This is a genomic window from Umezawaea sp. (assembly GCF_057122925.1).
Window position 1 is genome coordinate 30,024 of sequence record NZ_DBNGPQ010000110.1, and the last position, 22,353, is coordinate 52,376.

Genomic DNA, 22,353 nt, shown 5'->3' on the forward strand with positions numbered 1-22,353 from the left:
CAGTCCTTCAGCAGGGGGGTCACGCGGAGGCGGTGCGGTAGCGGCGGACGCTGAGCACGGTGGTCACCAGGAACAGCAGGCCGAGCGAGATGGCGATGACGGCCGCCGGGTGCTCGGACGGGAAGCTCGGCGACACCGTGACGGGGTTGCCCCACAGGTGCCGCAGGGCGGTGATGACGGCGCTGACCGGGTTCCACTCGGCGATCGGGCGGATCCAGCCGGGCAGCTTGTCCACGGACAGGAAGCCGTTGGACATGAAGGAGAAGACGACGGCGACGATGCCGGAGACCGACTCGATGGTCTCCACGTTCTTCGACACCATGCCGAGCAGCACGCCGACCCAGAGCATCGTGTACATGAACACCGCGAGCAGCGCGAACCCGGCGAGCACGGACAGGGGGTCGTTGTGCGTGCGCCAGCCGAACAGGAAGCCCGCCGCGACCACGATCACCAGGCCGATCATGGTGATCACCAGGTCGGCCAGCGTGTGCCCGACCAGCACCGCCGACCGGGAGATCGGCAGCGACCGGAACCGGTCGATCAGCCCGCCCTGGAGGTCGAGGCACACCGCGACGGCGGTCGGGCCGATGCTGGCCAGCCCGACCTGCGCCGCGACACCGGCGAAGATGAACTCCATGTAGTTGTTGCTGCCGGGGATCTCGATGGCGCTCTGGAACAGGTAGCCCAGGGCGATCATCGTGACCAGCGGGTTGAGGGTGATGCCGACGAGCCTGCCGGGGTTGCGCTTGAGGCGGCGCATCCGGCGCCCGCCGATGGCGAGCACCTCGGTGAGCGTCGCCAGCGGTCCGGCGGGCCTGGAGGGCCGCACCGGTTCGCCGCGTTCGGGTTCCAGCTGCTGGTTGTCGTCGCCGACGACGGCCGTGGTGCTCACGATTCCCCATCTCCGATCTCGGATTCGAGCACCCGGCGGAGGTCCGCCGCGACAGCCGCGCCGATCAGCGCCTGCGGTTCGGGGTGCATCATGTACTCGTGTCCACAGTGGACGGGGTGCAGCTCGACCGGCCCGTCGACGTGGGGTGCCCAGGCGGCGGCCAGTTCGCCGACCTCGGCCTCGGTCAGGTCCTCCACGGCCGCGAACAGCCGCATCGCACCGGTGTAGCGCGAGGGGGTGAAGCGCTCGACGAGCTTCGCGTGGTTGCGCACCACGGCCAGCATCGCGAGCAGCCGCTCCTCCCCCAGCTCCGCCAGGGGGTTGCGGTCGCGGCGGAGCACCTCGACCACGTCCCGAGCGGTCAGCTCACGGCCGTCGAACTCGGCCCGGTCGTGGCCGATGACCTCCATGACCCGCACCAGCTGCTCGCGGTCGTCCACGTCCTCGTCGTCGTGGCCGGGCCGGTGCGGGTAGCCGTCGAGGTTGACCAGCATCTCGACGGTGTCGCCCGCGGCCTGGAGCCGGACCGCGATCTCCTGCGCCAGCACACCGCCGAACGACCAGCCGAGCAGGTTGTACGGCCCCTCGGGGCGCACCTCCTTGATGTGGCCGACGTACAGCTCGGCCACCTCCTCCATCGACGTCGGCAGCGGGGCCATCCGCCCGACGCTCGGCGACTGGACGCCGTAGATCGGGTGCCGCTCGTCGACGTGCCCGGCCAGCCCCACGTACGGCAGGGCTGAGCCCAACCCGCTGTGGATGAAGAAGAACGGCGTGCGGTCACCGGTCGGCCTGATCGGCAGGACGGTGGCGAACGGGTCCTCCTGGTCCAGCTCCTCGATCTCGTGCAGCGCGCGGGCCATCGAGGCCGCACCGGACGCGGCGTCCGGGTCCGGCTCGACCTGGGCCGCCGCCGCGAGCGCCCGCACGGTCTTGTGCACGAACACGTCCGCGATGGTGAGCCGCAGACCGGCCTTGCGGGCCCGGCTGACGACACCGGTCGCGAGCAGCGAGTGCCCGCCCAGCTCGAAGAAGTCGTCGTCGATGCGGACGCCGTCGACGCCGAGCACGTCGCCGAACACCTCGACCAGCAGGTGCTCCGCGGCCGACTCCGGCTCGCGGGTCGGCGTCCGGGCGCCGAAGTCCGGTTCCGGCAGCGCCTTGCGGTCCACCTTCCCGTTGGGGGTCAGCGGGAACGCGGGCAGCACGACCAGCGCGGCGGGCACCATGTACTCCGGCAGCGCGACGCCGAGCGACCTCTTGACCTCGGCCGTGTCGATCCCGCCGCCGTCCGCGAGCGGCTCGCCGCTGCCCGGTACCAGCAGGTACCCGACGAGCCGCTTGTGCCCGCCCGCGTCCGTGCCGACGGTGACCACGGCGTCGACCACGGCCTCCTCGGCCCGCAGCGCGGCCTCGATCTCGCCCAGCTCGATCCGGTGGCCGCGCACCTTGACCTGGTGGTCCTTGCGGCCCAGGAACTCGATCTCGCCGTGGCGGTCCCAGCGGACCACGTCGCCCGTGCGGTACATCCGGGAGCCCGGCTCGCCGAACGGGTTCGCCAGGAACCGCTCGGACGTCAGGTCGGTGCGGTTGAGGTACCCGCGCGCCAGCCCGTCACCGGCGATGTACAGCTCGCCGGGCACGTTCGGCGGCACCGGGCACAGGGCGCCGTCCAGCACGTACACGCTGGTGTTGCTGATGGGCCTGCCGATCGTCGGCGTGCCGGTCCCGGCCTGGTCCACGTTGGAGACGGTGGACCAGATGGTGGTCTCGGTCGGCCCGTACATGTTGCGCACCTCGTGCGCCGCGGCCCGCAGCGCGTCGGCCAGCGACTCGCTGAGCGCCTCGCCGCCGGTGATGACGACCCGGACCCGCCGCAGCGACTCCGGCGTGGTGCCCACCAGCGCCTGCCACAGGCTCGGCGTGGCCTGCATGACCGACGTGCGGCTGGACACCATCAGCTCGCCCAGCGCGATCGGGTCCCGCACGGTGTCGCGGTCGGCGACGATCAGCTTCGCGCCCGCCACCAGCGGCACGAAGATCTCCAGGTTGGAGATGTCGAAGCCGAACGTGGTGACCGCGAGCAGCCGGTCGGCCTTCGTCATCGACAGCCTGCCGCACATGTCCGTGATCAGGTTGGCCAGCGCGCCGTGCGGGACGACGACGCCCTTCGGCCTGCCCGTGGAGCCCGAGGTGTACATGACGTACGCGGGGTGCGTGGGCGCCAGGACCTCGCTCCGGTCGGCGTCGGTCACGTCGACCGCACCGCCGCGCTTGCGCAGCGCCCGCTCGGCCTCAGCGCCGCCGAGCACGAAGCTCGGCGTGCCCGCCAGCTCGGGGACCCGGTCGGCCGCGGTCTCGTCGGTGATCACCAGCACCGGCTCGGCGTCGTCGAGCATGAACCGCACCCGGTCGGCCGGGTGGTCCAGGTCGATCGGCAGGTACGCGGCGCCGGACTTGAGGACCGCGAGCGCCGCCACGATCAGGTCGGCGCCCCGTGTCAGCGCGATGGCGACGACCCGCTCCGGTCCCGCTCCCCTGGCGATCAGCTCGCGCGCCAGCCGGTTGGCCCGCGCGGTGAGCTGCCGGTAGGTCAGCGCCACGTCGCCCGCGACGACCGCGGTGGCGTTCGGCGTGCCCGTCGCCGTGGTGGAGATCAGGTCCGGCAGCACGAACGCGCTGAGCGCGCGGCCGGTGTCGTTCCACTCCACCAGGATGCGGTGCCGCTCGGCGACGCTGAGCACGTCCACCTCGCTCAGCGCGGCGTCCGGGTTCGTCACGACGGCGCGCAGCAGGCGCACCAGGCGTTCGCCGATCTCGTCCACGGTGTGCGCGGTGAACAGGTCGGTGCGGTAGGCCAGCACGCCGTCCATGCCCGAGGGCGTGCCGTCGTCGTGCTGCTCGACCAGCTCGAACTCCAGGTCGAACTTGGAGCGCGTCGCCTTCATCGGCACGACGCCGCTCTCCAGCCCCGGCATCGCGTCGGCGGGCTCGTCGTTGTTCTGGAACGACAGCATCACCTGGAACAGCGGGTGCCGCGACAGCGACCGGGTCGGGTTGACCGCCTCCACCAGCGCCTCGAACGGCAGGTCCTGGTGCGCGTACGCCCCGAGGTCGGCCTCCCGGACGCGGTGCAGCAGCTGGCGGAACGTCGGGTCGCCCGCCGTGTCCGTGCGCAGCACCAGGGTGTTGACGAAGAAGCCGATCAGGTCGTGCAGCGCCTCGTCGGTGCGGCCCGCGATCGGGCTGCCCAGCGGGATGTCCGTGCCCGCGCCCAGCTTGGTGAGCAGCGCCGAGACCGCGGCCTGCACGACCATGAACACGCTGGCGCCGGTCTCGCGCGCCAGTGCCACCACGCCGGCGTGCAGGTCCGCGGGGACCGCGAACTGGCGCACGTCGCCGTCGTAGCTGCTGATCGCCGGACGGGGGAAGTCCGTCGGCAGCTCCAGCTCCTCGGGCAGCCCGGCGAGCGCGTCGGTCCAGTAGGCCAGCTGCGCGGACAGCACGCTGTCCGGGTCGGTCTCCGAGCCGAGCCACTCGCGCTGCCACACCGCGTAGTCGGCGTACTGCGCCACGAGCGGCGCCCACTGCGGGGCCCGGCCCGCGTGGCGGGCCTCGTACGCGGTGGCCAGGTCGCGGGCCAGCGGCGCGGTCGACCAGCCGTCGAACGCGATGTGGTGGAACACCAGCAGCAGCACGTGGTCGCGCTCGTCGAGCACGAACAGGTGCGCCCGCATCGCGGTGTCCGAACCGAGGTCGAAGCCGCTGTCGACCTCGGCGGCCACGGTGTCGAACAGGTCGGCCTCGGCCACGCGGCGCACGGCCAGCTCGGTGGGGGCCTGGGCCAGCACCTCCTGGTAGGGCACACCGTCGACGTCCGGGAACACCGTGCGCAGGATCTCGTTGCGCGCCACCACGTCGCCGAGCGCGGCGGTCAGCGCCCCCACGTCCAGGTCCCCGGTCAGCCGGACCGCGAGGGGGATGTTGTAGGTGCCGGTGGACTCCTCCTCCATCCGGTTGAGGAACCACAGGCGGCGCTGGGCGTAGGACAGCGGCAGACCTTCGTCGCCGTCGCGCTCCCTGGCCACGAGCGCGGGCCGGGCGCCCTCGGCGCCCTCGACCAGCTTCGCCAGCCCGGCGACCGTGCGGGCCTCGAACAGCGCCCGCACGGGGAGTTCGACGTCCAGGACGGTCCGGACGCGGCTGACGACCCGCGTGGCGAGCAGCGAGTGCCCGCCCAGGTCGAAGAAGTCGTCCTCCACACCGACCTCGGTGGCGCCGAGCACCTCGGCGAACACGCCGCAGAGGATCTCCTCGACCGGGGTGCGCGGTCCGCGCACGGCCCGCGGCTGGGCCGCGAAGTCCGCGGCGGGCAGCGCCTTGCGGTCCACCTTGCCGTTGGGGGTCAGCGGCAGGACGTCGAGCACGACCAGCGCGGACGGCACCATGTACTCCGGCAGCGACCCGGCGAGGTGCTTGCGCACCACGGCGAGGTCGAGGCCGTCGTCACCGGGAGCCGGGACGACGTACCCGACGAGCCGCTGGTGGCCGCCCTGGTCGGAGCTGACCGCGACCGCCGCGTCGCCGACGACGTCGGCCGACCGCAGCGCGGCCTCGACCTCGCCCAGCTCGATGCGGTGCCCGCGGATCTTGACCTGGTGGTCGCGGCGCTCCAGGAACTCCAGCTGGCCGTCGGGGCGCAGCACCACGCGGTCGCCCGTGCGGTACATCCGCGCGCCGGGCTCGCCGAACGGGTCGGCGGTGAACGCCAGCGCGGTCTTGGTGCGGTCGCCCAGGTAGCCGCGGCCGACGCCCGCGCCGCCGACGTACAGCTCACCGGCCACACCGGCGGGCACGGGACGGAGGTCGTCACCGAGCACGTACAGCCGGGTGTTGCGCACGGGCCGGCCGATCGGCACGCGTGCCCCGCCCAGCTCGTCGTCCTTGGTGATCACCGCGTGCGTGACGTCGTCCGAGCACTCGGTGGGCCCGTAGGCGTTGACCAGCGCGATGTCCGGGAACCGCTGGAACCACCGGCCGCACAGGTCGGGCGGCAGCGCCTCGCCCGTGACGACCAGCCACTTGAGGCCGGGCAGTTCCGGCGCCTCGCCGGTGACGTCCCAGGAGTCCAGCGCCGCGCGCAGCAGCGACGGCACGACCTCCAGGACCGTCACGCCCTCGGTGGGGATCGTGGCGAACAGCAGGTCGGGGTCCACGGCCGTGTCGCGGCCGACGACACGGGTGGTGCCGCCGACGAGCAGGGTCGTGAGCATCTGCCAGACGGAGATGTCGAACGTGACCGGCGCGTTGTGCACCAGCTTGTCCGCGGCGGTCACCTCCAGGTCCTCCACCTTGCACAGCAGGTGGTTGACCATGCCCGCGCGGTGCACCATCGCGCCCTTGGGCTTGCCGGTCGACCCGGACGTGAAGATCACGTACGCCAGGTCGTCCGGCGCGCCGAGAGCGGGGGCCAGCTCGGTGTCCACGGCGTCGTCGAGCACGACCACCTCGACCCCGGCCGCGTCCGCGATCTCCGCGGCCAGTTCGCGGTGCGCGTCGTCCACGACCAGGCGCGTGGCGCCGCTGTCGGTCAGCAGCGCGGCGATCCGCGCCACCGGCGCGGCCACGTCCAGCGGCACGTAGCCGCCGCCCGCGCCCAGCACGCCGAGCACGGCGGTGACGAACCCGATGCCCGGCGAGGCCAGGACGGCCGACAGGTCGGAGCCGGGGACCCGGCGGGACAGCGCGCTCGCCCGGCCGACCAGTTCGGCGTAGGTCACCCGAGCGTGGTCGTCCACGACGGCGACGGCGTCCGGAGTGGACAGTGCGAACCCGCGCACCCGTTCCACCACGCCCTCGTACACCTCGGGCTTCACGTCGCCGGTGCCGATGGCCAGCAGCTCGGCGTGCTCGCCGTCCTCCAGCACGTCCACCCGGCTCAGCCGCGTGTTCGGGTCGGCGACGACGGTCCGCAGGAACGCGACCAGCCGCCGCGCCACCCGCTCCGCCGACGCCCTGGTGAACAGGTCGGTGCTGTACTCGACGACCCCGCGCATCCCGGCGGGCAGGCCGTCGGCGTACTGCTCCTCCAGCAGAACGGTCAGGTCGAACTTCGACCGCAGCGACCGCACCGGCTCGACCCGGCCGGTCAGGCCGGGCAGCAGCAGCGGCGCGTCCTCACTGGTCTGGAGGGTGAGCATGACCTGGAACAGCGGCTGCCGGTTGAGCGAGCGCACCGGGTTCAGCGCGTCCACGAGGTGCTCGAACGGCACGTCCTGGTGCTGGTAGGCGGCCAGGTTCGTGTCGCGGACGCGGTGCACCAGGTCGCGGAACGTCGGGTCGCCGCTGGTGTCGGTGCGCATGACCAGCGTGTTGACGAAGAACCCGACCAGCTCGCCCAGCTCCTCGTCGGCGCGGCCCGCGGTGGGGCTGCCGAGCGGGATGTCCGTGCCCGCGCCCAACTTCGTGAGCAGGGCGGACAGCGCGGCCTGGAAGAGCATGAAGATGCTCGCCCCGGAGTCGCGCGCCAGCGCCACCAGCGCCCGGTACAGCTCGGGGTCGACGGCGAACTCCAGCTCGTCGCCGTCGTAGGAGCTGACGGCGGGGCGCGGGAAGTCGGTCGGAAGCTCCAGCTCCTCCGGCAGGTCGGCCAGCGCGCCGGTCCAGTACGCGAGCTGGTGGGCCAGCAGGCTGTCCGGGTCGTCGTCGCTGCCGAGGAGCTCCTTCTGCCACACCGCGTAGTCCGCGTACTGCACGGGCAGCGGCTCCCACTCGGGCGCCTGGCCGGTGCTGCGGGCCTGGTAGGCCGTGCCGAGGTCGCCGACCAGCGGCGCGATCGACCAGCCGTCGAACGCGATGTGGTGGATCACCAGCAGCAGCACGTGCTCCGTCGGCGAGACGGAGAACAGCCGCGACCGCAGCACGGGTTCCACCGCGAGGTCGAACGCCAGGTCGGCCTCCGCCGTCATCGCGTCCGGCAGCTTCGCCTCGGACAGCCGCTTGAGCGGCAGCTCCGGGTAGCCCTCCGGGGCGTCCAGCACCCGCTGGAACGGCTCGCCCTCCACGTCGGGGAACACCGAGCGCAGGATCTCGTGGCGCACCACCAGGTCGTGCAGCGCGAGGCGCAGGGCGTCCACGTCCAGGTCGCCGACCAGGCGCACGGCCAGCGGCACGTTGTAGGTGCCGCTGGAGCCCTCCTCCAAGCGGTCGAGGAACCACAGGCGCTGCTGCGCGAACGACAGCGGCACCACGCCGTCCTCGGACCGCTCGGCCGGAACCAGCGCGGGACGTCCGACGCCCGCGACGCTGTGCACCTGCTCGGCGACACCGGCCACCGTGCGGGTCTCGAACAGCGCGCGGATCGGCAGCTCCACGCCGAGCGCGGCGCGGGCGCGGCTGATCACGCGGGTGGCGAGCAGGGAGTGCCCGCCCAGCGCGAAGAAGTCGTCGTCGATGCCGACCTGCGGCAGGTCGAGCACGTCGGCGAAGATGCCGCAGAGGATGTCCTCGACCGGCGTTCGCGGGCCGCGGCCACGGCCCTGGCCCGCGAAGTCGGGCTCGGGCAGCGCCCTGCGGTCCACCTTGCCCTGCGGGGTCAGCGGGATCTGCTCCAGCACCACGATCGCGGACGGGACCATGTACTCCGGCAGCGACTCGACCAGCAGCTCGCGCAGGCCGACGGGCACGGTCGTGCCCTCGTCCACCACGACGTAGGCGACCAGGCGCTTGTCACCGGTCGGGTCCTCGCGGACGACCGCGACGGCCTGCGCGACCGCGCCGTGCGACACCAGCGCCGACTCGATCTCGCCCAGCTCGATGCGGAACCCGCGCAGCTGGACCTGGTCGTCGGCGCGGCCGACGTAGTCGAGCTGCCCGTCGGCGTGCCAGCGCACCAGGTCGCCGGTGCGGTACATGCGTTCGCCGTGGCCGGAGAACGGGTCGGCGACGAACCGCTCGCCCGTGAGCCCCGGCCGGTTGAGGTAGCCGCGGGCCAGGCCGCCGCTGACGTACAGGTCGCCGACCACACCCGCGGGAACGGGCTGGAGCACGGAGTCCAGCACGTACACGCGGTGCGCCGAGGTCGGCGTGCCGATCGGCGGCCGTCCCCCGCCCGAGAGCGGGCCGCCGACGGTCGCGGCGATCACGGACTCGGTCGGGCCGTAGCCGTTGAACATCCGGTGCGTGGCCGACCAGCGGGCCACGACCTCCGGCGGGCAGGCCTCGCCCGCGACCACGATCACCAGGTCGTCGGGCAGCACCGTGCCCTCGGCCAGACCGCCCGCGACGACCGGCGGCAGCGCGGCCAGCGTGACGCCGTTGTCGGTGATCAGGTCGACCAGCGGCTGACCGGGCGCGCGGGCCTCGTCGCCCGCCACCACGACCGTGCCGCCTGCCAGCAGCGGGAGCGCGAACTCCCAGACGGTGGCGTCGAAGCTGTAGGAGGCGAACTGGAGGACGTTGGTGTCCGGCGTGATCTCGAACTTCTCGATCAGGCTCGCCGCCATCGCGACGAACCCGCGGTGGTCGACCACGACGCCCTTGGGCCTGCCGGTCGAGCCGGAGGTGTAGATGACGTACGCCGGGTGGCCCTGGCTCAGCGGTTCCCGCCGCTCCGGGTCCGTCACGTCGTGCGACGGCAGCGCGTCCAGCTCCGCGACCAGGTCGGGGGCGTCGATCGCGAGCACCGGCGCGCCGGTCACCGTCAGTCCGTCGGCCACCGCCGTGGTGGACAGCAGCACCGACGGGTTCGCGTCGGCGACCATGTAGTCGACGCGGTCGGCCGGGTACTTGGCGTCGATCGGCAGGTACGCCGCGCCTGCCTTGAGCACCGCGAGCACGGCCACGAGCGCCTCCAGCGAGCGCGGCATGGCCAGCGCCACCACGTGCTCCGGTCCGACGCCCCGGCCGATGAGCAGCCGGGCGAGCTGGTTCGCGCGGGTGTTCAGCCCGGCGTAGGACAGGCTCGTCCCCTCGAACACGGCCGCGACCGCGTTCGGTGCGGCGCAGGCGCGGGCCTCGAACACCTCGGGCACGACCTGCGGCGCGATCGGCGCGGGCGCGCCCGCCCACTCGCCCAGGATCAGCGCGCGCTCGTCGGCGGCCAGCAGGTCGAGCCGCGCGAGCGGCACGTCCGGCTCGGTCACCAGCGAGGTCAGCAGGCGCCGGAACCGGTCCACGATGGATTCCACGGTGGGCTGGTCGAACGAGTCGGAGCGGTACTGCGCGAGCAGCCGCAAGCGCTTGCCGGGGTAGACCATCAGCCCGAACGGGTACTCGGCGACCAACCGGCCGTCGGCTCCCAGGACGCGGACGCCGGGGATCAGGTCGCTCAGGTCGTCCACGTCGTGCGGGTAGTTGTGGAAGCTGACGACGGTGTCGAACAGCTCGCCGATCCCGACCAGCTGCTGCACCTCGGCCAGGCCGAGGTGGTGGTGCGGGGCCAGGTCGAACTGGTCCTCCTGGAGCTTCGCCAGCAGGTCGGCCAGCGACGCCGTCGGGTCGAGCGCCACCCGCACCGGCAGCGTGTTGAGGAACAGGCCGACCATCGACTCCATGCCGGGCAGTTCGGCGGGACGGCCGGAGCTGACCGCGCCGAACGCCACGTCGCGCTTGCCGGTGAGCCGTCCGAGCAGCACGGCCCAGCAGCCCTGCATGACCGTGTTCAGCGTCAACCCGCGGGCCCTCGCCCACGACGACAGCCGGTGGGTGACGTCCTCGGGCAGGTCGACGACGAACGACTCCGGCACGTCGGACACGCGCTCGCGGTCGGCCGGACCGAGCTTGGCGGCCTCGGCGAAGCCGTCGAACGCGGCCGACCAGGCGGCGCGGGCGGCGTCGACGTCCTGCGCGCCCAGCCAGGCCAGGTAGTCGCGGTAGGGCGGGACGGGCGGGAGCGCCGCGGTGTCGGCGCCGTTGGCGCACAGCGTGAACAGCTCGCGGGCGAAGATCGGCATCGACCAGCCGTCGACCAGGATGTGGTGCACCGCCCAGAGCAGGCGGAACCGCTCGGTGCCCACGCGCACGGCGGTGAACCGCACCAGCGGCGGCTCGGTCATGTCGAACCGGCTCGCCCAGTCGGCGTCGGTCAGCCGCGCCAGCTCGGCGACGGCGTCCTCGTCGGCCATGCCGGTGAGGTCGACCTCCTGCCAGGGCAGCGTCACCGACGACCGGATGACCTGCACGGCGTCGCCCGCCGGGCGCGACCGGAAGGACGCGCGGAGGGCCGGGTGCCGCCGCACCAGCGCCTCGGCGGCGGCGCGGAACGCGGCCACGTCCAGCGGGCCCTCCACGTCCACGACCGCCTGGAGGGTGTAGACGTCGCTGCCCTGCTTGTCGTACTCGGCCTGGAAGAGCAGGCCCTTCTGCAACGCCGAGAGCGGCAGCACGTCGTCCACGCCGCCCGCGCTCTCGAAGTCCTCGACCTCGGCCTCGGTGAGCGAGACGAGCGGGAAGTCCGACGGGCTGTGCCCGCCGGTGGCGCCGACGAACGACTCCAGCACCTCGAACCACGACCGCGCGATCTCGTCCACATCGGACTCGGCGAGCAGGTCTCCCGCCCACAGCCAGTCGGCGACCAGGCGCGGGCCCTCGGGGCGGTCCTCGGTGACGGGGGTGACCGCGAGGACGTGCCGCAGCGGCATGTCCGGGCTGACGCCCGTGCCGACGACGGACTCGCCGCCGTCGAGCGACCACTGCGCCGACGTGCCTCCCGCGGCGAACCGGCCCAGGTAGTTGAAGCCGATCTGCGGCACGCCGAAGCGGGCGAGCGCGCCGACGGTCTGCGGGTTGAGGTGGCGCAGCAGGCCGAAGCCGAGACCGCGGTCCGGCAGGGCGCGGAGCTGCTCCTTGACGCGCTTGACCGCCGCTCCCCCGGTGGCGTCACCGGGGTCGACGCGCAGCGGGAACACGCTGGTGAACCAGCCGACCGTGCGGGAGAGGTCCAGGTCGTCGGCGACCTGCTCGCGGCCGTGGCCCTCGACCTCGACCAGCACGCCGGAGTCGTCCGCTCCCAGCCGCGTGCGCCGCCAGCGCGCCACGGCCAGGGCGAGTCCCGCGAGCAGCACGTCGTTGATCTCGCCGTGGAACGCGGTGGGCACGGTGGTCAGCAGCGCGGTGGTCGTCGCGGTGGGCAGCACCAGGCGCAGCGACCGCGCCGTGCCGTAGGTGTCCAGCTCCGGGTCGAGCGGACGCGCGCCCAGCGGCGGGTCGACCGGCTTGACCTGGGCGGTCCACAGCGGCAGCTCGCGGGTGCGGGCCGCGGCGCGGGCGTTCTCCGACAGCGCCTTCGACCAGCGGCGGTAGGACGTGCCGACCGGGTCGAGCGCGACCGGGCGGCCCGCGGTGACGGCGTCGGTGGCCGCCTGGAGGTCGGGCACGATGATGCGCCACGAGACGCCGTCGACCACGAGGTGGTGCACGACCAGGACCAGCCGGTCGCCGACCAGCGCGGCCCGCACGACCCGGCCCTCCTCGGGCGCGAGGCCCTGCCTGGCGGCGGCGACGGCGCTGTCCACGTCGGACGCCTCGGCGATCTCCACGGTCACCGAGCCGACCGGCAGGGTCTCCAGGGACCACAGGCCGTCCACCGGCACGGAGAGCTTCGCCCGCAGCACGTCGTGGTGGTCCACGACGGCCTGGAGCGCGGTGGTGAGCACCTCGCGGTTCGCGGGCACCCGCACCACGACGTACTGGCTGTACTGGCGGGTGCGGTCGGTCAGCGACTCCAGGTCCTCGCGCAGCTGGTGCGCGATCGGGGTCAGCTCGACCTCGCCGACGCCGTCGGCGACCGCGACCACCTGGGCGCCGACCGGACGGGCGATCGTCGCGATGGCGGACGGGGACCGGTGGCGCAGCACGTCCCGCGAGGTGATCAGCAGACCGGCGCGGCGGGCGCGGCTGACGACCTGGATGGAGCTGATGCTGTCGCCGCCGAGCGCGAAGAAGCTGTCCTCCACGCCGACCTCGGGCAGGCCGAGGACCTCGGCCATGACCTCGCACAGCACCCGTTCCTCGGAGCTGCGGGCGGTGCGACCGCGCGGGCCCGCGGAGAAGTCCGGCTCCGGCAGGGCCTTGCGGTCCACCTTGCCGTGCGGGGTCAGCGGCATCGCGTCCAGCACGAGCAGCGTGGAGGGCACCATGTACTCCGGCAGCACGCCCGTGAGCCGGGCGCGCACGTCGTCGGTGTCGACCGGGGTCCCGTTGTCGGAGACCAGGTAGCCGATGAGCCGCTTGCTGCCGACCGGGTCGGTCACGACCGCGACGGCCGCGTCGCCGACGTGCGGCAGGGCGCGCAGCGCCGCCTCGACCTCTCCCAGCTCGATCCGGTGGCCGCGCACCTTCACCTGGTGGTCGCGGCGTTCCACGAACTCCAACTGCCCGTCCTCCCTGCGGACCACCCGGTCCCCGGTGCGGTACATCCGGAGACCGGTGCCCGCGAAGGGATCGGGCACGAACGTGGTCGACGTCCTGGCCGGGTCGCGCAGGTAGCCGCGCCCCACCCCGAGACCGCCCACGTAGAGCTCGCCGGGGACGCCGGGCGGCACGGGCCCGAGGTCGTCGCCCAGCACGTACAGCCGCGTGCCCCGCACCGCGCGCCCGATGGGCACGCGCGCGGTCGCGACGGCGTCGTCCACGGTGATCGTCGCGTGCGTGACGTCGTCGGAGCACTCGGTGGGCCCGTAGGCGTTCACCAGCGGGATCGTCGGGAACCGGGCGAACCAGCGCAGGCACAGGTCCGGCGGCAGCGCCTCGCCCGTGACCACCAGGCGGCGCAGCGAGGGCAGCCGCGGCCGGTCGCCGACGACGTCCCACGCGTCCAGCGCGGCGCGCAGCAGCGACGGGACGACCTCCAGCACCGTCACGGACTCCTCGGCCACCAGGCCGAACAGCGCGTCCGGGTCGGCCGCGGTCTCGCGCGTCACCACGCGCACCCGGCCGCCGACCACCAGCGGCGCCAGCATCTGCCACACGGAGATGTCGAACGTGAGCGGGGCGTTCTGCACCAGGGAGTCCGCCGCCGTGAGGGCGAGGTCGTCGACCTTGGCGAGCAGGTGGTTCACCATGCCGCGCCGGTGCACCATCGCGCCCTTGGGCTTGCCGGTCGAGCCGGACGTGAAGATCACGTAGGCCAGGTCGTCCGGCAGGCCCACCGCGGGCGCGAGCGCGTCGAGCGCGTCCTCGGCGTCGTCCAGCACGACGACGTCCACGGCGTGACCGGCCGCGCGGGTGATCTCCTCGGCGAGCGCGCGGTGCGCGGCGTCGACCACGAGGTGGCGGATCCCGTTGTCGGTCAGCAGGTCGGCGCTGCGCCGCACCGGGGCGCGCGTGTCCAGCGGCACGTAGGCGCCGCCCGCGCCGATCACGCCGAGCACGGCGGAGACGAACCCGGTGCCGGGGGCGCCCAGGACGCCGACCAGCGCCGCGGGCACGCGGCGGGACAGCGCGCTGGCGCGGCCGACGAGCGAGCCGTAGGTGGTGCTGACGTCGTCCTCGACGATCGCGACCGCGTCGGGGTAGCGGGCGGCCAGCGCGCGCACGGTCTCCACGACGTCGGCGTCCGCGCCCTCGGTGAACGCGCCGGTGCCCTCGTCCAGCCAGCCCGCGCGCTCGGTCGCGCTGACCACGTCGACGCGGCCCAGCGGCACGTCGTCGGCGACGGTGGCGAAGGTGACCAGGAACTCGGCGAACCGGTGCAGGTGGTCCTCGACCTCCTGCGCGGTGTACAGCTCGGGGTTGCCGTTGACGTGGATCTCGGCGCCGCCGTCGGGCGCGTCCACGACGGTGATCATCAGGTCTTCGATGAGCCCGGTCGACAGGTTGTTGACCTCGACGTCGCACGCGCCGAGCGCGAACGTCGTCTGCTGCGGCAGGATGTTGACGAACGGCCCGAACGGGCGGCGGTCCTCCGAGGACAGACCCATCTCCCGGCGGATGCGGCTGACCCGGTACCGCTGGTGCTTGAGCACCTGGGCCAGTTCGCGCGAGGTCCGCTTGAGCAGCTCGGCCTTCGTCGCGTCCGGGCGGACCTGGACGCGCAGCGGCAGGTAGTTCGCGATCATGCCGGGGATCGCGCGCATCGTGGCACCCATGCGGGCGGTGGCGGGCAGCGTGAGCAGCACGTCGCCGACGCCGGTCATCCGCTGGGTGTAGACGCCGACCGCGGACAGGACCACGGCGGGCCAGGTCGACGCGGACTTCGACGCCAGCTCGCGCAGCGCGGCGGCCGTCCCGGCGGGGACCGCGGTCGTGCGGCGGAGGAAGCCGCGCACGGCGGTGGCGGTCTGCTCGCGCTGCGACAGGCTCGGCAGGTCCGGCACCTGGTCGAAGCGGGCGGCCCAGAAGTCGCGGTCGCGCTGGAACCACACCGAGTCGGTGTAGGCCTTCTCCGCGTCCAGCAGCTCCTTGAGCGGCGGCAGCGTCCCCTCGGCGGTCGACCGGCCCTCCACCAGCGCCTGGTAGAGCTCGGCGAGCCTGCGCCAGTACACGACCTGGCTGTACCCGTCGCACAGCAGGTGGTGGATGCACATGTAGAAGAAGTGCCGGTCCGGGGCCAGCTCCACGACCGCGATCCGGAACATCGGGAAGTCGTCCAGCGTGAACGGCGTGGCCAGGTCGGCCGCCATCCACTCGACGGCCTCGGCCTCGTCCAGCCGCAGCTCCGCGATGGGCACCTCGGCCATCGGCTCGACGACCTGGCGCGGTTCGCCGTCCACCTCGACGTAGCGGGTGCGGGCGCACTCGGCCTCGACGATCAGCCGCCGCACGGCCGCGCGGAACGCGGGCGCGTCCAGCGGACCCCGGATGTCCAGGTAGCCCGCGGAGTTGTACGCGACCCCGCGTCCGTGGAACTTCTCGTCGAACCAGATCTCCGCCTGACCGGCGGACAGTGGCAAGCTCGCCGCTGCGGTCATCAGGTGCTCCTCGTGGTGGCCGTCGGGGGCGCCGGGAGCCGGGAACCGTTCTCCGCCAGCACTTCGGCGCCGTAGATGTCGGCGATCCACTGGTCGTGGTAGATGGTGTCCAGGTACCGGTCGCCGAGGTCGGGCGAGATGGCGACGGCCGACAGGTCGTCGCCGGGTGCGTTGCGGGCGAGCCAGTCCATCGCGCCGCTGATGACCGTGCCGGTCGATCCGCCGAACAGGAAGCCGTGGCGCACCAGCGTCCGGCACGCCCGCACGGTGTCGATCTCGGCGACGTGCACGACCTCGTCCACGATGGACTCGTCGAGCAGCGGCGGCCGGACGCTCGTGCCGAGGCCGGGCAGCATCCGCGGCTGGGCCGGGGTCCCGAAGGTCACGGAGCCGACGCTGTCGATGGCGACGATCCGCACCGACGGGCGGTTCTCGCGGAAGTAGCGCGAGCAGCCCATGAGCGTGCCCGTGCTGCCCGCGCCGATGAACAGCACCTCGACCTCGGGGAAGCTCTTGAGGATCTCCGGCCCGGTGGTGAGGTAGTGCGCCATCGCGTTGCCGGGGTTGGCGTACTGGTTGAGCCAGACGTAGCCCCGCTCGCGGCGCATCCGCTCGACGTAGCGGATGCGCGCGCCGAGCAGCCCCTCCTCGGGGTGCGGCTCGGTGACGACGTGCACCTGCGTGCCGAGCGACTGCATCAGCTGCCGCGCGCCGAGCGTGCACCGCGTGTCCGTGACGCACAGGAAACCGTAGCCCTGGCTCGCGGCCACCAGGCTGAGCGCGACGCCGAGGTTGCCCGACGAGCTCTCGACCAGCGTGTCGCCCGGTCGGAGCACGCCGGTGCGCACGGCGGTGGCGACCATCTCGGTGGCGGCCTTGAGCTTGATGGACCCGGCGAAGTTGAAGCCCTCGCACTTGAGGTACAACGGGTGCCCGGACAGCGTCCTGAGGTCGACGTACAGATCGTCCACGTTGAACTCTTGCGGCGTGGATATGACTGGCATGAACCGACTCCTACGAGATCGACCAGCAGCGACTCATCGCTTCCCGTAGCGATTGAGGTCAAAGAAGAAGTCCTCCACGGGAGCCAGGTCACCCGCGCGACCGACCTCGTCGTAGACGAACTTGCCGACGGCCAGGTCCAGCACGCCGAGGCCGAACGGCGAGAAGAACACCGGCTTGTCCGCGGGCAGCTCGACCGCCCCGGTCATCACGTCGAACAACGTGCCGGACAGGAACTCGCGGTTGCCCTCGGCCTGCTCGGCCAGGTGCACCGACGTGTTGGCCTTGAGGCAGTGCTCGACGTCGTCGACCACGTTGGTGCCGGACAGCACCACCTCGGGCGACAGGTCGCGCAGCGACACGTGCAGCACCAGGGGGTTGTGCTCGAACCACGTCGGGTCGGTGATGTGCGGCTCGCCCGCGACCGTGGCGAACACGACGAGGTCGCAGGCCTTGATCAGGTCCTCGGCCGACTCGTGGACGACCACGGCGCCGTCACCGGTGGACTCGACGTACCCCTGGAACCCGGCGGCGTGCTCGGCGCTGAGGTCGAAGATGCCGACCTCGTCGAACGACCAGCCGGTGCCGGTGAGGTAGGTGTGGATGTAGCGGGCGATCAGCCCGGTGCCGATGAAGCCGACCTTCGCGGGCCGGACGCGGTCGCGGGTCAGCCAGTCGGCGGCGAGCGCGGCCGAGGCGGCCGTGCGGACCGCGCTGATGATGGAGCTCTCCAGGCAGGCGATCGGGTAGCCGGTCTCCTGGTCGTTGAGGATCAGCACGGCCGACGCGCGCGGGATGCCGCGCTGGACGTTCGCCGGGAAGCTGGAGATCCACTTGACCCCGTGCACGCCGATGTCGCCGCCGATCGAGGCGGGCAGCGCGATGATCCGCGACGAGGGGTCCTCCGGGAACCGGAGGAAATACGAGGGCGGGTTCACGGTGTCGCCCGAACCGTGCAGCCGGTAGGCCGCCTCGACCAAATCCAAGAGGTGCTTGTCACGATCCCGCAAAACCTCGTGAACCTGTGCGCCGGAAATCACCGTGAAGGTCGGACTCGAATCCGACATGTGTACCCACGCTCCTCTGCGCTAACCACGGCAGGATGCCGAGGCGACCTGGTCAATAGGATGTCGACCAGGGCTGACGAGGCACTGACGCAGGACTGACGGAGCCCTTCACCTGCGGCTATGGGCACTCAAGTCGGCTTCTGGAGAAAATATATAGAAACTTCCAGAGAAGATGTATAGAACCGCATCGGCCAACTGCCCGCAACACGGACGGAACATTGACAGGGTCACCGAGCCGTGCATATGGTCTTCCTCAAGCCGAGCGCGCAATTCTTGGAAGCACCGTCGCGCCCCCATCAACAATTCTAATTCCGCGACTTTTGTCGTGTTGAGACAGAAAGGATCGTCTTCGATGGAAGATCGCAGGATCAAGAACGTCGTCGTCCTGGGCGGCGGCACGGCGGGCTGGATGACCGCGTCGTACCTCGGCCGGGCCCTGGGCCCCGCGGTGAAGATCACCGTGCTGGAGGCGCCGACGGTCCCCCGGATCGGTGTCGGCGAGGCGACCGTCCCGAACCTGCACAAGGTGTTCTTCGACTTCCTCGGCCTCTCCGAGGAGGAGTGGATGCGGGAGTGCAACGCCAGCTTCAAGATGGGCATCAAGTTCACCAACTGGCGCACCGGCGGCAGGGGTGACGCCAACCCCCGGCCCTACCGCGACACGACCGACCACTACTACCACCTGTTCGGCCTGCTGCCGAACCACGAGAACGAGCCGCTGTCGGCGTACTGGTCGCACAAGCGCCTCACCGGCCAGACCACCGAGGCGTTCGACTACGCCTGCTACCGCGAGCCCCCGATCCTGGACGCGAAGCTGGCGCCGCGCCACTCCGACGGCACCAAGTGGACGAACTACGCGTGGCACTTCGACGCCGCGCTGGTGGCCGACTTCCTGCGCCGCTTCGCGACCAACAAGCAGGGCGCGATCCACATCCAGGACGAGTTCATCGACGCCGACGTGGACACCCGCGGCCACGTGACCGCGCTGAACACCAAGGGCGGCCGCAAGATCGAGGGCGACTTCTTCGTCGACTGCTCGGGCTTCCGCGCGCTGCTGATCAACGGCGTGATGCGCGAGCCGTTCCTGGACATGAGCGACCACCTGCTCAACGACCGCGCGGTCGCGACGCAGGTCCCGCACGACGACGAGAAGAACGGCGTGGAGCCGTTCACCGGCTCGATCGCCATGACCAACGGCTGGACGTGGAAGATCCCGATGCTGGGCCGCTTCGGCACCGGCCACGTCTACTCCAGCCGGTTCACCACGCAGGACGCGGCGACGCAGGAGTTCTGCGAGATGTGGGGCCTCGACCCCAGCGAGCAGAAGCTCAACCACATCAAGTTCCGCGTCGGCCGCAACCGCCGCACCTGGGTCCGCAACGTGGCCGCGATCGGCCTGTCGTCGTGCTTCCTGGAGCCGCTGGAGTCCACCGGCATCTACTTCATCACCGCCGCGCTCTACCAGCTGGCGAAGCACTTCCCGGACAAGAACTTCGACCCGATCTTCGCCGACCGGTTCAACACCGAGATCAACACGATGTTCGACGACTCGCGCGACTTCCTCCAGGCGCACTTCAGCCTGGCCGCGCGCAACGACACCGAGTTCTGGCGCGCCTGCAAGGACCTGGTGCTCGCGGACGACATCAAGGAGAAGATCCGGATGTACAAGGCGGGGCTGGCGATCAACATGCCGGTCACCGACGAGAACACCTACTACGCGAACTTCGACGCGGAGTTCCGCAACTTCTGGACGAACGCGAGCTACTACTGCGTGTTCACCGGTCTCGGCTTCGACCCGCAGCAGACGCTGACGAAGCTGACGCACCACCCGTCCATGCTCGACTCCGCGGAGCACGTGTTCGCGGACATCAAGCGCAAGCAGGCCGAGCTGCTCAAGACGCTGCCGACGACCTACGACTACCTGAAGCAGTTGCACGGCAAGTAGTCCGGGCGACCAGGACGCCGGAACGGGCCCCCGACCCGTTCCGGCGTTCCCGCGCGTCCGCCACCCGTCAGGGCACCGCCGACGGGACGACGAGTTCGTCGGCGACCCACCGCGCCGCGGTCGCGGGGCAGGGCGACGACAGGCCGAGGACGACGTGCCCGAAGCCCGCGGCGACCGCGTCGCCGATCGCGGCGCGCGTGTCCCCCGGCCGCTCGCAGGAGACGGGCAGGTGGATCGAGCGGGTGATCGACGCGGGGTCGCGGCCGATCTCGGCGCAGCAGCGGTCCAGCAGGGCACTCCGGCGCACGACGTCGTCGATGTCGCCGCCCGCGATGTTCCGCACGTCGGCGTGCTCGGCGACCACGCGCAGCGTCCTGGACGAGCGCCCGCCGATCAGGATCGGCGGGTGGGGGCGCTGCACCGGCTTGCGGTTGCCGAACGCGCCGGAGAGCTGGACGTGCGCGCCGTCGAAGTCGAACGGCTCGGTCTCCGTCCACAGCCGCCGGATCACGGTGCACGCCTCGGCGAGGCTCTCCACCGAGTGGGCGAAGTCGTGGAGCGGCAGGCCGTGCGCCTCGTACTCGCGCCGGGCCAGCGGGTGGTCGGGCCGCGACCCCGCGCCGATGCCGAGGTCCAGCCGCCCACCGGACACGACGTCGACCGTCGCGGCGATCTTGGCCAGCACCGCCGGTGGCCGGAACCTGTTGCTGGTCACCAACAACCCGACCCGCAGCCGCCGGGTCTGGGCGGCGAGCGCCGCGAGCGGGGTCCAGCCCTCGTAGGCGGGCCCGAGCGGGCTGCCGCCGATCGGCATGAGGTGGTCGAACAGCCACGCGTGCTCGATCTCGGGGATGGCGTCGGCTTCCCGCCAGACCCGCAGGACGTCGTGGTAGTCGACCCGCACAGGGGCCGTCATGATGCCGAAGCTCGGCACGCGTGGTCCTTCCCGGTGCTCCGGGGCGCGCGTCACTTGGATTCGAGGCGGCCCAGGGGTTCCGCGCTCGCGCCGGGCCACGCGGTGTCCCCGACGCGCAGCGCGTGGCGGAGGAAGTCCGTGGTGGCGCGCTGGACGAGGGCGACCCGCTCGGGGCTCTCGTCCGTCGTCTCCGCGGCGTCGTACCCGGAGATCCCGCCCAGCGAGTGCTCCGCGCCGTGCACGGTGAGCAGGCTCTTGGGTCCGGGGCTCAGCGCGTAGGCGTCGGTGAACCAGTCCGGTCCCCTGACCGACAGCGCCGACTGGTCCCGGTCCCCCGCGACGACGAGGGCGGGCGTGGCCATCTCCGCGAAGCCGGGGTTCATGAAGGGCAGGTTCTCGACCGCGAACGGCGTCAGGTCGGCACCGCCCGCGCCGGGCACGGCGAGCAGCACGCCCGCCTTGACGCGCGGGTCGGTCGCGTCCTCGCCGGGGTGACCGTCGGCGTCGAGGACCCGCGCGCCGAGCAGCACGCTCGCGGTCTGGGCGCCCCAGGAGTGGCCCGCGACGGCGAGCCGGCCGTGGTCGACGCGGCCCGCGAGGCCCGGCAGGGCGGCTTCGAGGACGGCCAGCCGGTCGACGACCGTGCTCAGGTCCTCGACCCGGATGCGCCAGATCTCCGGGTAGCGGGGGTCGTCGGGCGTGAGGCCCAGCCTCCGCGAGTCGAGGTGGGTGGGCTGGAGCACCACGAAGCCGCGGGCGGCCCAGTGGTCGACCAGCGGGGCGTAGCCGTCCAGCGAACTGCCGAACCCGTGCGAGAAGACGATGACGGGCAGGGCGTCGCCGGTGGTCGGGGCGGACACCCGCACCAGCAGGTCGTCGCCGCGGCCGGGGGTGGGCAGCACCACCGGGCGCACCGAGTGGACGGGGTGGGTCATGGGGATCTCCTCGGAGGTGGTGGTCACGGACGTCCCGTTCCGCCATCCTGGCTAAACGGAGCCGTGTTCCACTAAGAACATACGGAACCGTGTTCCGGTTATCAAGGAGGGTGACGGGGGCAACAGCGCGGTGGCCGGCAGCGAGCCGGGGTCGTCGGTGCCCAGGAAGCGCGCCGACGCCCGGTGCCGCGAACAGGCCCTCCTGGAAGCCGCCGCCGCGGCGTTCCTCACGTCCGGTGTGGACGCTCCGGTGCGCGACGTCGCGGCCGGGGCGCACGTCGGCGTCGCCACGGTCTACCGGCACTTCCCGACGCGCGCCGACCTCGTCATCGGCGTCCACCGGCACCAGGTCGACGCCTGCGCCGAGGCGGGTCCGGCGCTGCTCGCGGCGGTCGGCTCACCGCACGCCGCCCTGGTGCGCTGGATCGACCTCTTCGTCGACCTCCTCGTCACCGAGCACGGCTCGCCGAGGCGCTGCGGTCCGACGACACCGCGTTCGCGGCCCTGCACGCCCACTTCCTCGACCGCCTGGAACCCGTCTGCGCCGCACTGCTGCGCCGCCGTCGGTGCGGGCGAGGTCCGCCCCGACGTCACGGCCCTCGAACTGGGGGTCGGCGTGGGCGACCTCGGCGTCGGCGTCGGCCACGACGCCCGCCACCTGGTCGACCTCCTGCTCACCGGCCTGCT

Annotated in this window: 7 protein-coding genes and 1 pseudogene; 2 read left to right on the forward strand and 6 right to left on the reverse strand. The window is 72.3% G+C overall.

Translation table 11 applies throughout. From position 1 onward, the window contains the following. Positions 1–19: 19 nt before the first annotated feature. Genes AC156L_RS25540 through sbnB form a run of 4 tightly spaced genes read right to left on the reverse strand, consistent with a single transcriptional unit; the run spans position 20 to position 17,870 of the window. On the reverse strand, positions 20–892 hold the full coding sequence (locus AC156L_RS25540) for an ABC transporter permease (protein ID WP_330883299.1): 873 nt from the start codon (positions 890–892) through the stop codon (positions 20–22). After that, complete coding sequence (locus AC156L_RS25545; RefSeq protein ID WP_484407324.1) at positions 889–15,801, reverse strand: non-ribosomal peptide synthetase; 14,913 nt, start codon at positions 15,799–15,801, stop codon at positions 889–891. Before AC156L_RS25545 ends, AC156L_RS25540 begins: the two co-directional genes overlap by 4 nt. After that, positions 15,801–16,805 carry a 2,3-diaminopropionate biosynthesis protein SbnA gene (gene sbnA / locus AC156L_RS25550; protein ID WP_330883303.1) on the reverse strand — a complete coding sequence of 335 codons (1,005 nt, stop codon included), beginning with the start codon at positions 16,803–16,805 and terminating at the stop codon, positions 15,801–15,803. Before sbnA ends, AC156L_RS25545 begins: the two co-directional genes overlap by 1 nt. A gap of 33 nt (positions 16,806–16,838) precedes the next feature. Then, the gene (gene sbnB, locus AC156L_RS25555; RefSeq protein ID WP_330883305.1) at positions 16,839–17,870 is read right to left on the reverse strand and encodes a 2,3-diaminopropionate biosynthesis protein SbnB; all 1,032 of its coding nucleotides are present in this window, start codon (positions 17,868–17,870) and stop codon (positions 16,839–16,841) included. A gap of 352 nt (positions 17,871–18,222) precedes the next feature. Between sbnB and AC156L_RS25560 the strand changes: the two genes are divergently transcribed. Then, positions 18,223–19,815, forward strand: coding sequence for a tryptophan halogenase family protein (locus AC156L_RS25560; protein ID WP_330883307.1), 1,593 nt, complete (start codon positions 18,223–18,225; stop codon positions 19,813–19,815). A 67-nt stretch (positions 19,816–19,882) separates the two neighbouring features. Here AC156L_RS25560 and AC156L_RS25565 read toward each other — a convergent pair whose 3' ends face one another. Together AC156L_RS25565 and AC156L_RS25570 are read right to left on the reverse strand one after the other, a co-directional pair. Next, positions 19,883–20,731, reverse strand: a complete 849-nt coding sequence (locus AC156L_RS25565; RefSeq protein WP_330883309.1) for an LLM class flavin-dependent oxidoreductase — start codon at positions 20,729–20,731, stop codon at positions 19,883–19,885. 50 nt (positions 20,732–20,781) lie between these two features. Next, complete coding sequence (locus tag AC156L_RS25570; protein ID WP_330883311.1) at positions 20,782–21,666, reverse strand: alpha/beta hydrolase family protein; 885 nt, start codon at positions 21,664–21,666, stop codon at positions 20,782–20,784. 130 nt (positions 21,667–21,796) lie between these two features. Here AC156L_RS25570 and AC156L_RS25575 point away from each other — a divergent pair. After that, a pseudogene (locus AC156L_RS25575) lies at positions 21,797–22,351 on the forward strand (TetR/AcrR family transcriptional regulator); the annotation flags it as partial. Positions 22,352–22,353: the final 2 nt, after the last annotated feature.

What these genes read in the sequence shown, in the direction of transcription:
- sbnA (WP_330883303.1), bottom strand. Translation starts at nt 16,805, where the DNA reads ATGCCAGTCATATCCACGCCGCAAGAGTTCAACGTGGACGATCTGTAC.
- AC156L_RS25560 (WP_330883307.1), top strand. Translation starts at nt 18,223, where the DNA reads ATGGAAGATCGCAGGATCAAGAACGTCGTCGTCCTGGGCGGCGGCACG.
- sbnB (WP_330883305.1), bottom strand. Translation starts at nt 17,870, where the DNA reads ATGTCGGATTCGAGTCCGACCTTCACGGTGATTTCCGGCGCACAGGTT.
- AC156L_RS25565 (WP_330883309.1), bottom strand. Translation starts at nt 20,731, where the DNA reads ATGACGGCCCCTGTGCGGGTCGACTACCACGACGTCCTGCGGGTCTGG.
- AC156L_RS25545 (WP_484407324.1), bottom strand. Translation starts at nt 15,801, where the DNA reads ATGACCGCAGCGGCGAGCTTGCCACTGTCCGCCGGTCAGGCGGAGATC.
- AC156L_RS25570 (WP_330883311.1), bottom strand. Translation starts at nt 21,666, where the DNA reads ATGACCCACCCCGTCCACTCGGTGCGCCCGGTGGTGCTGCCCACCCCC.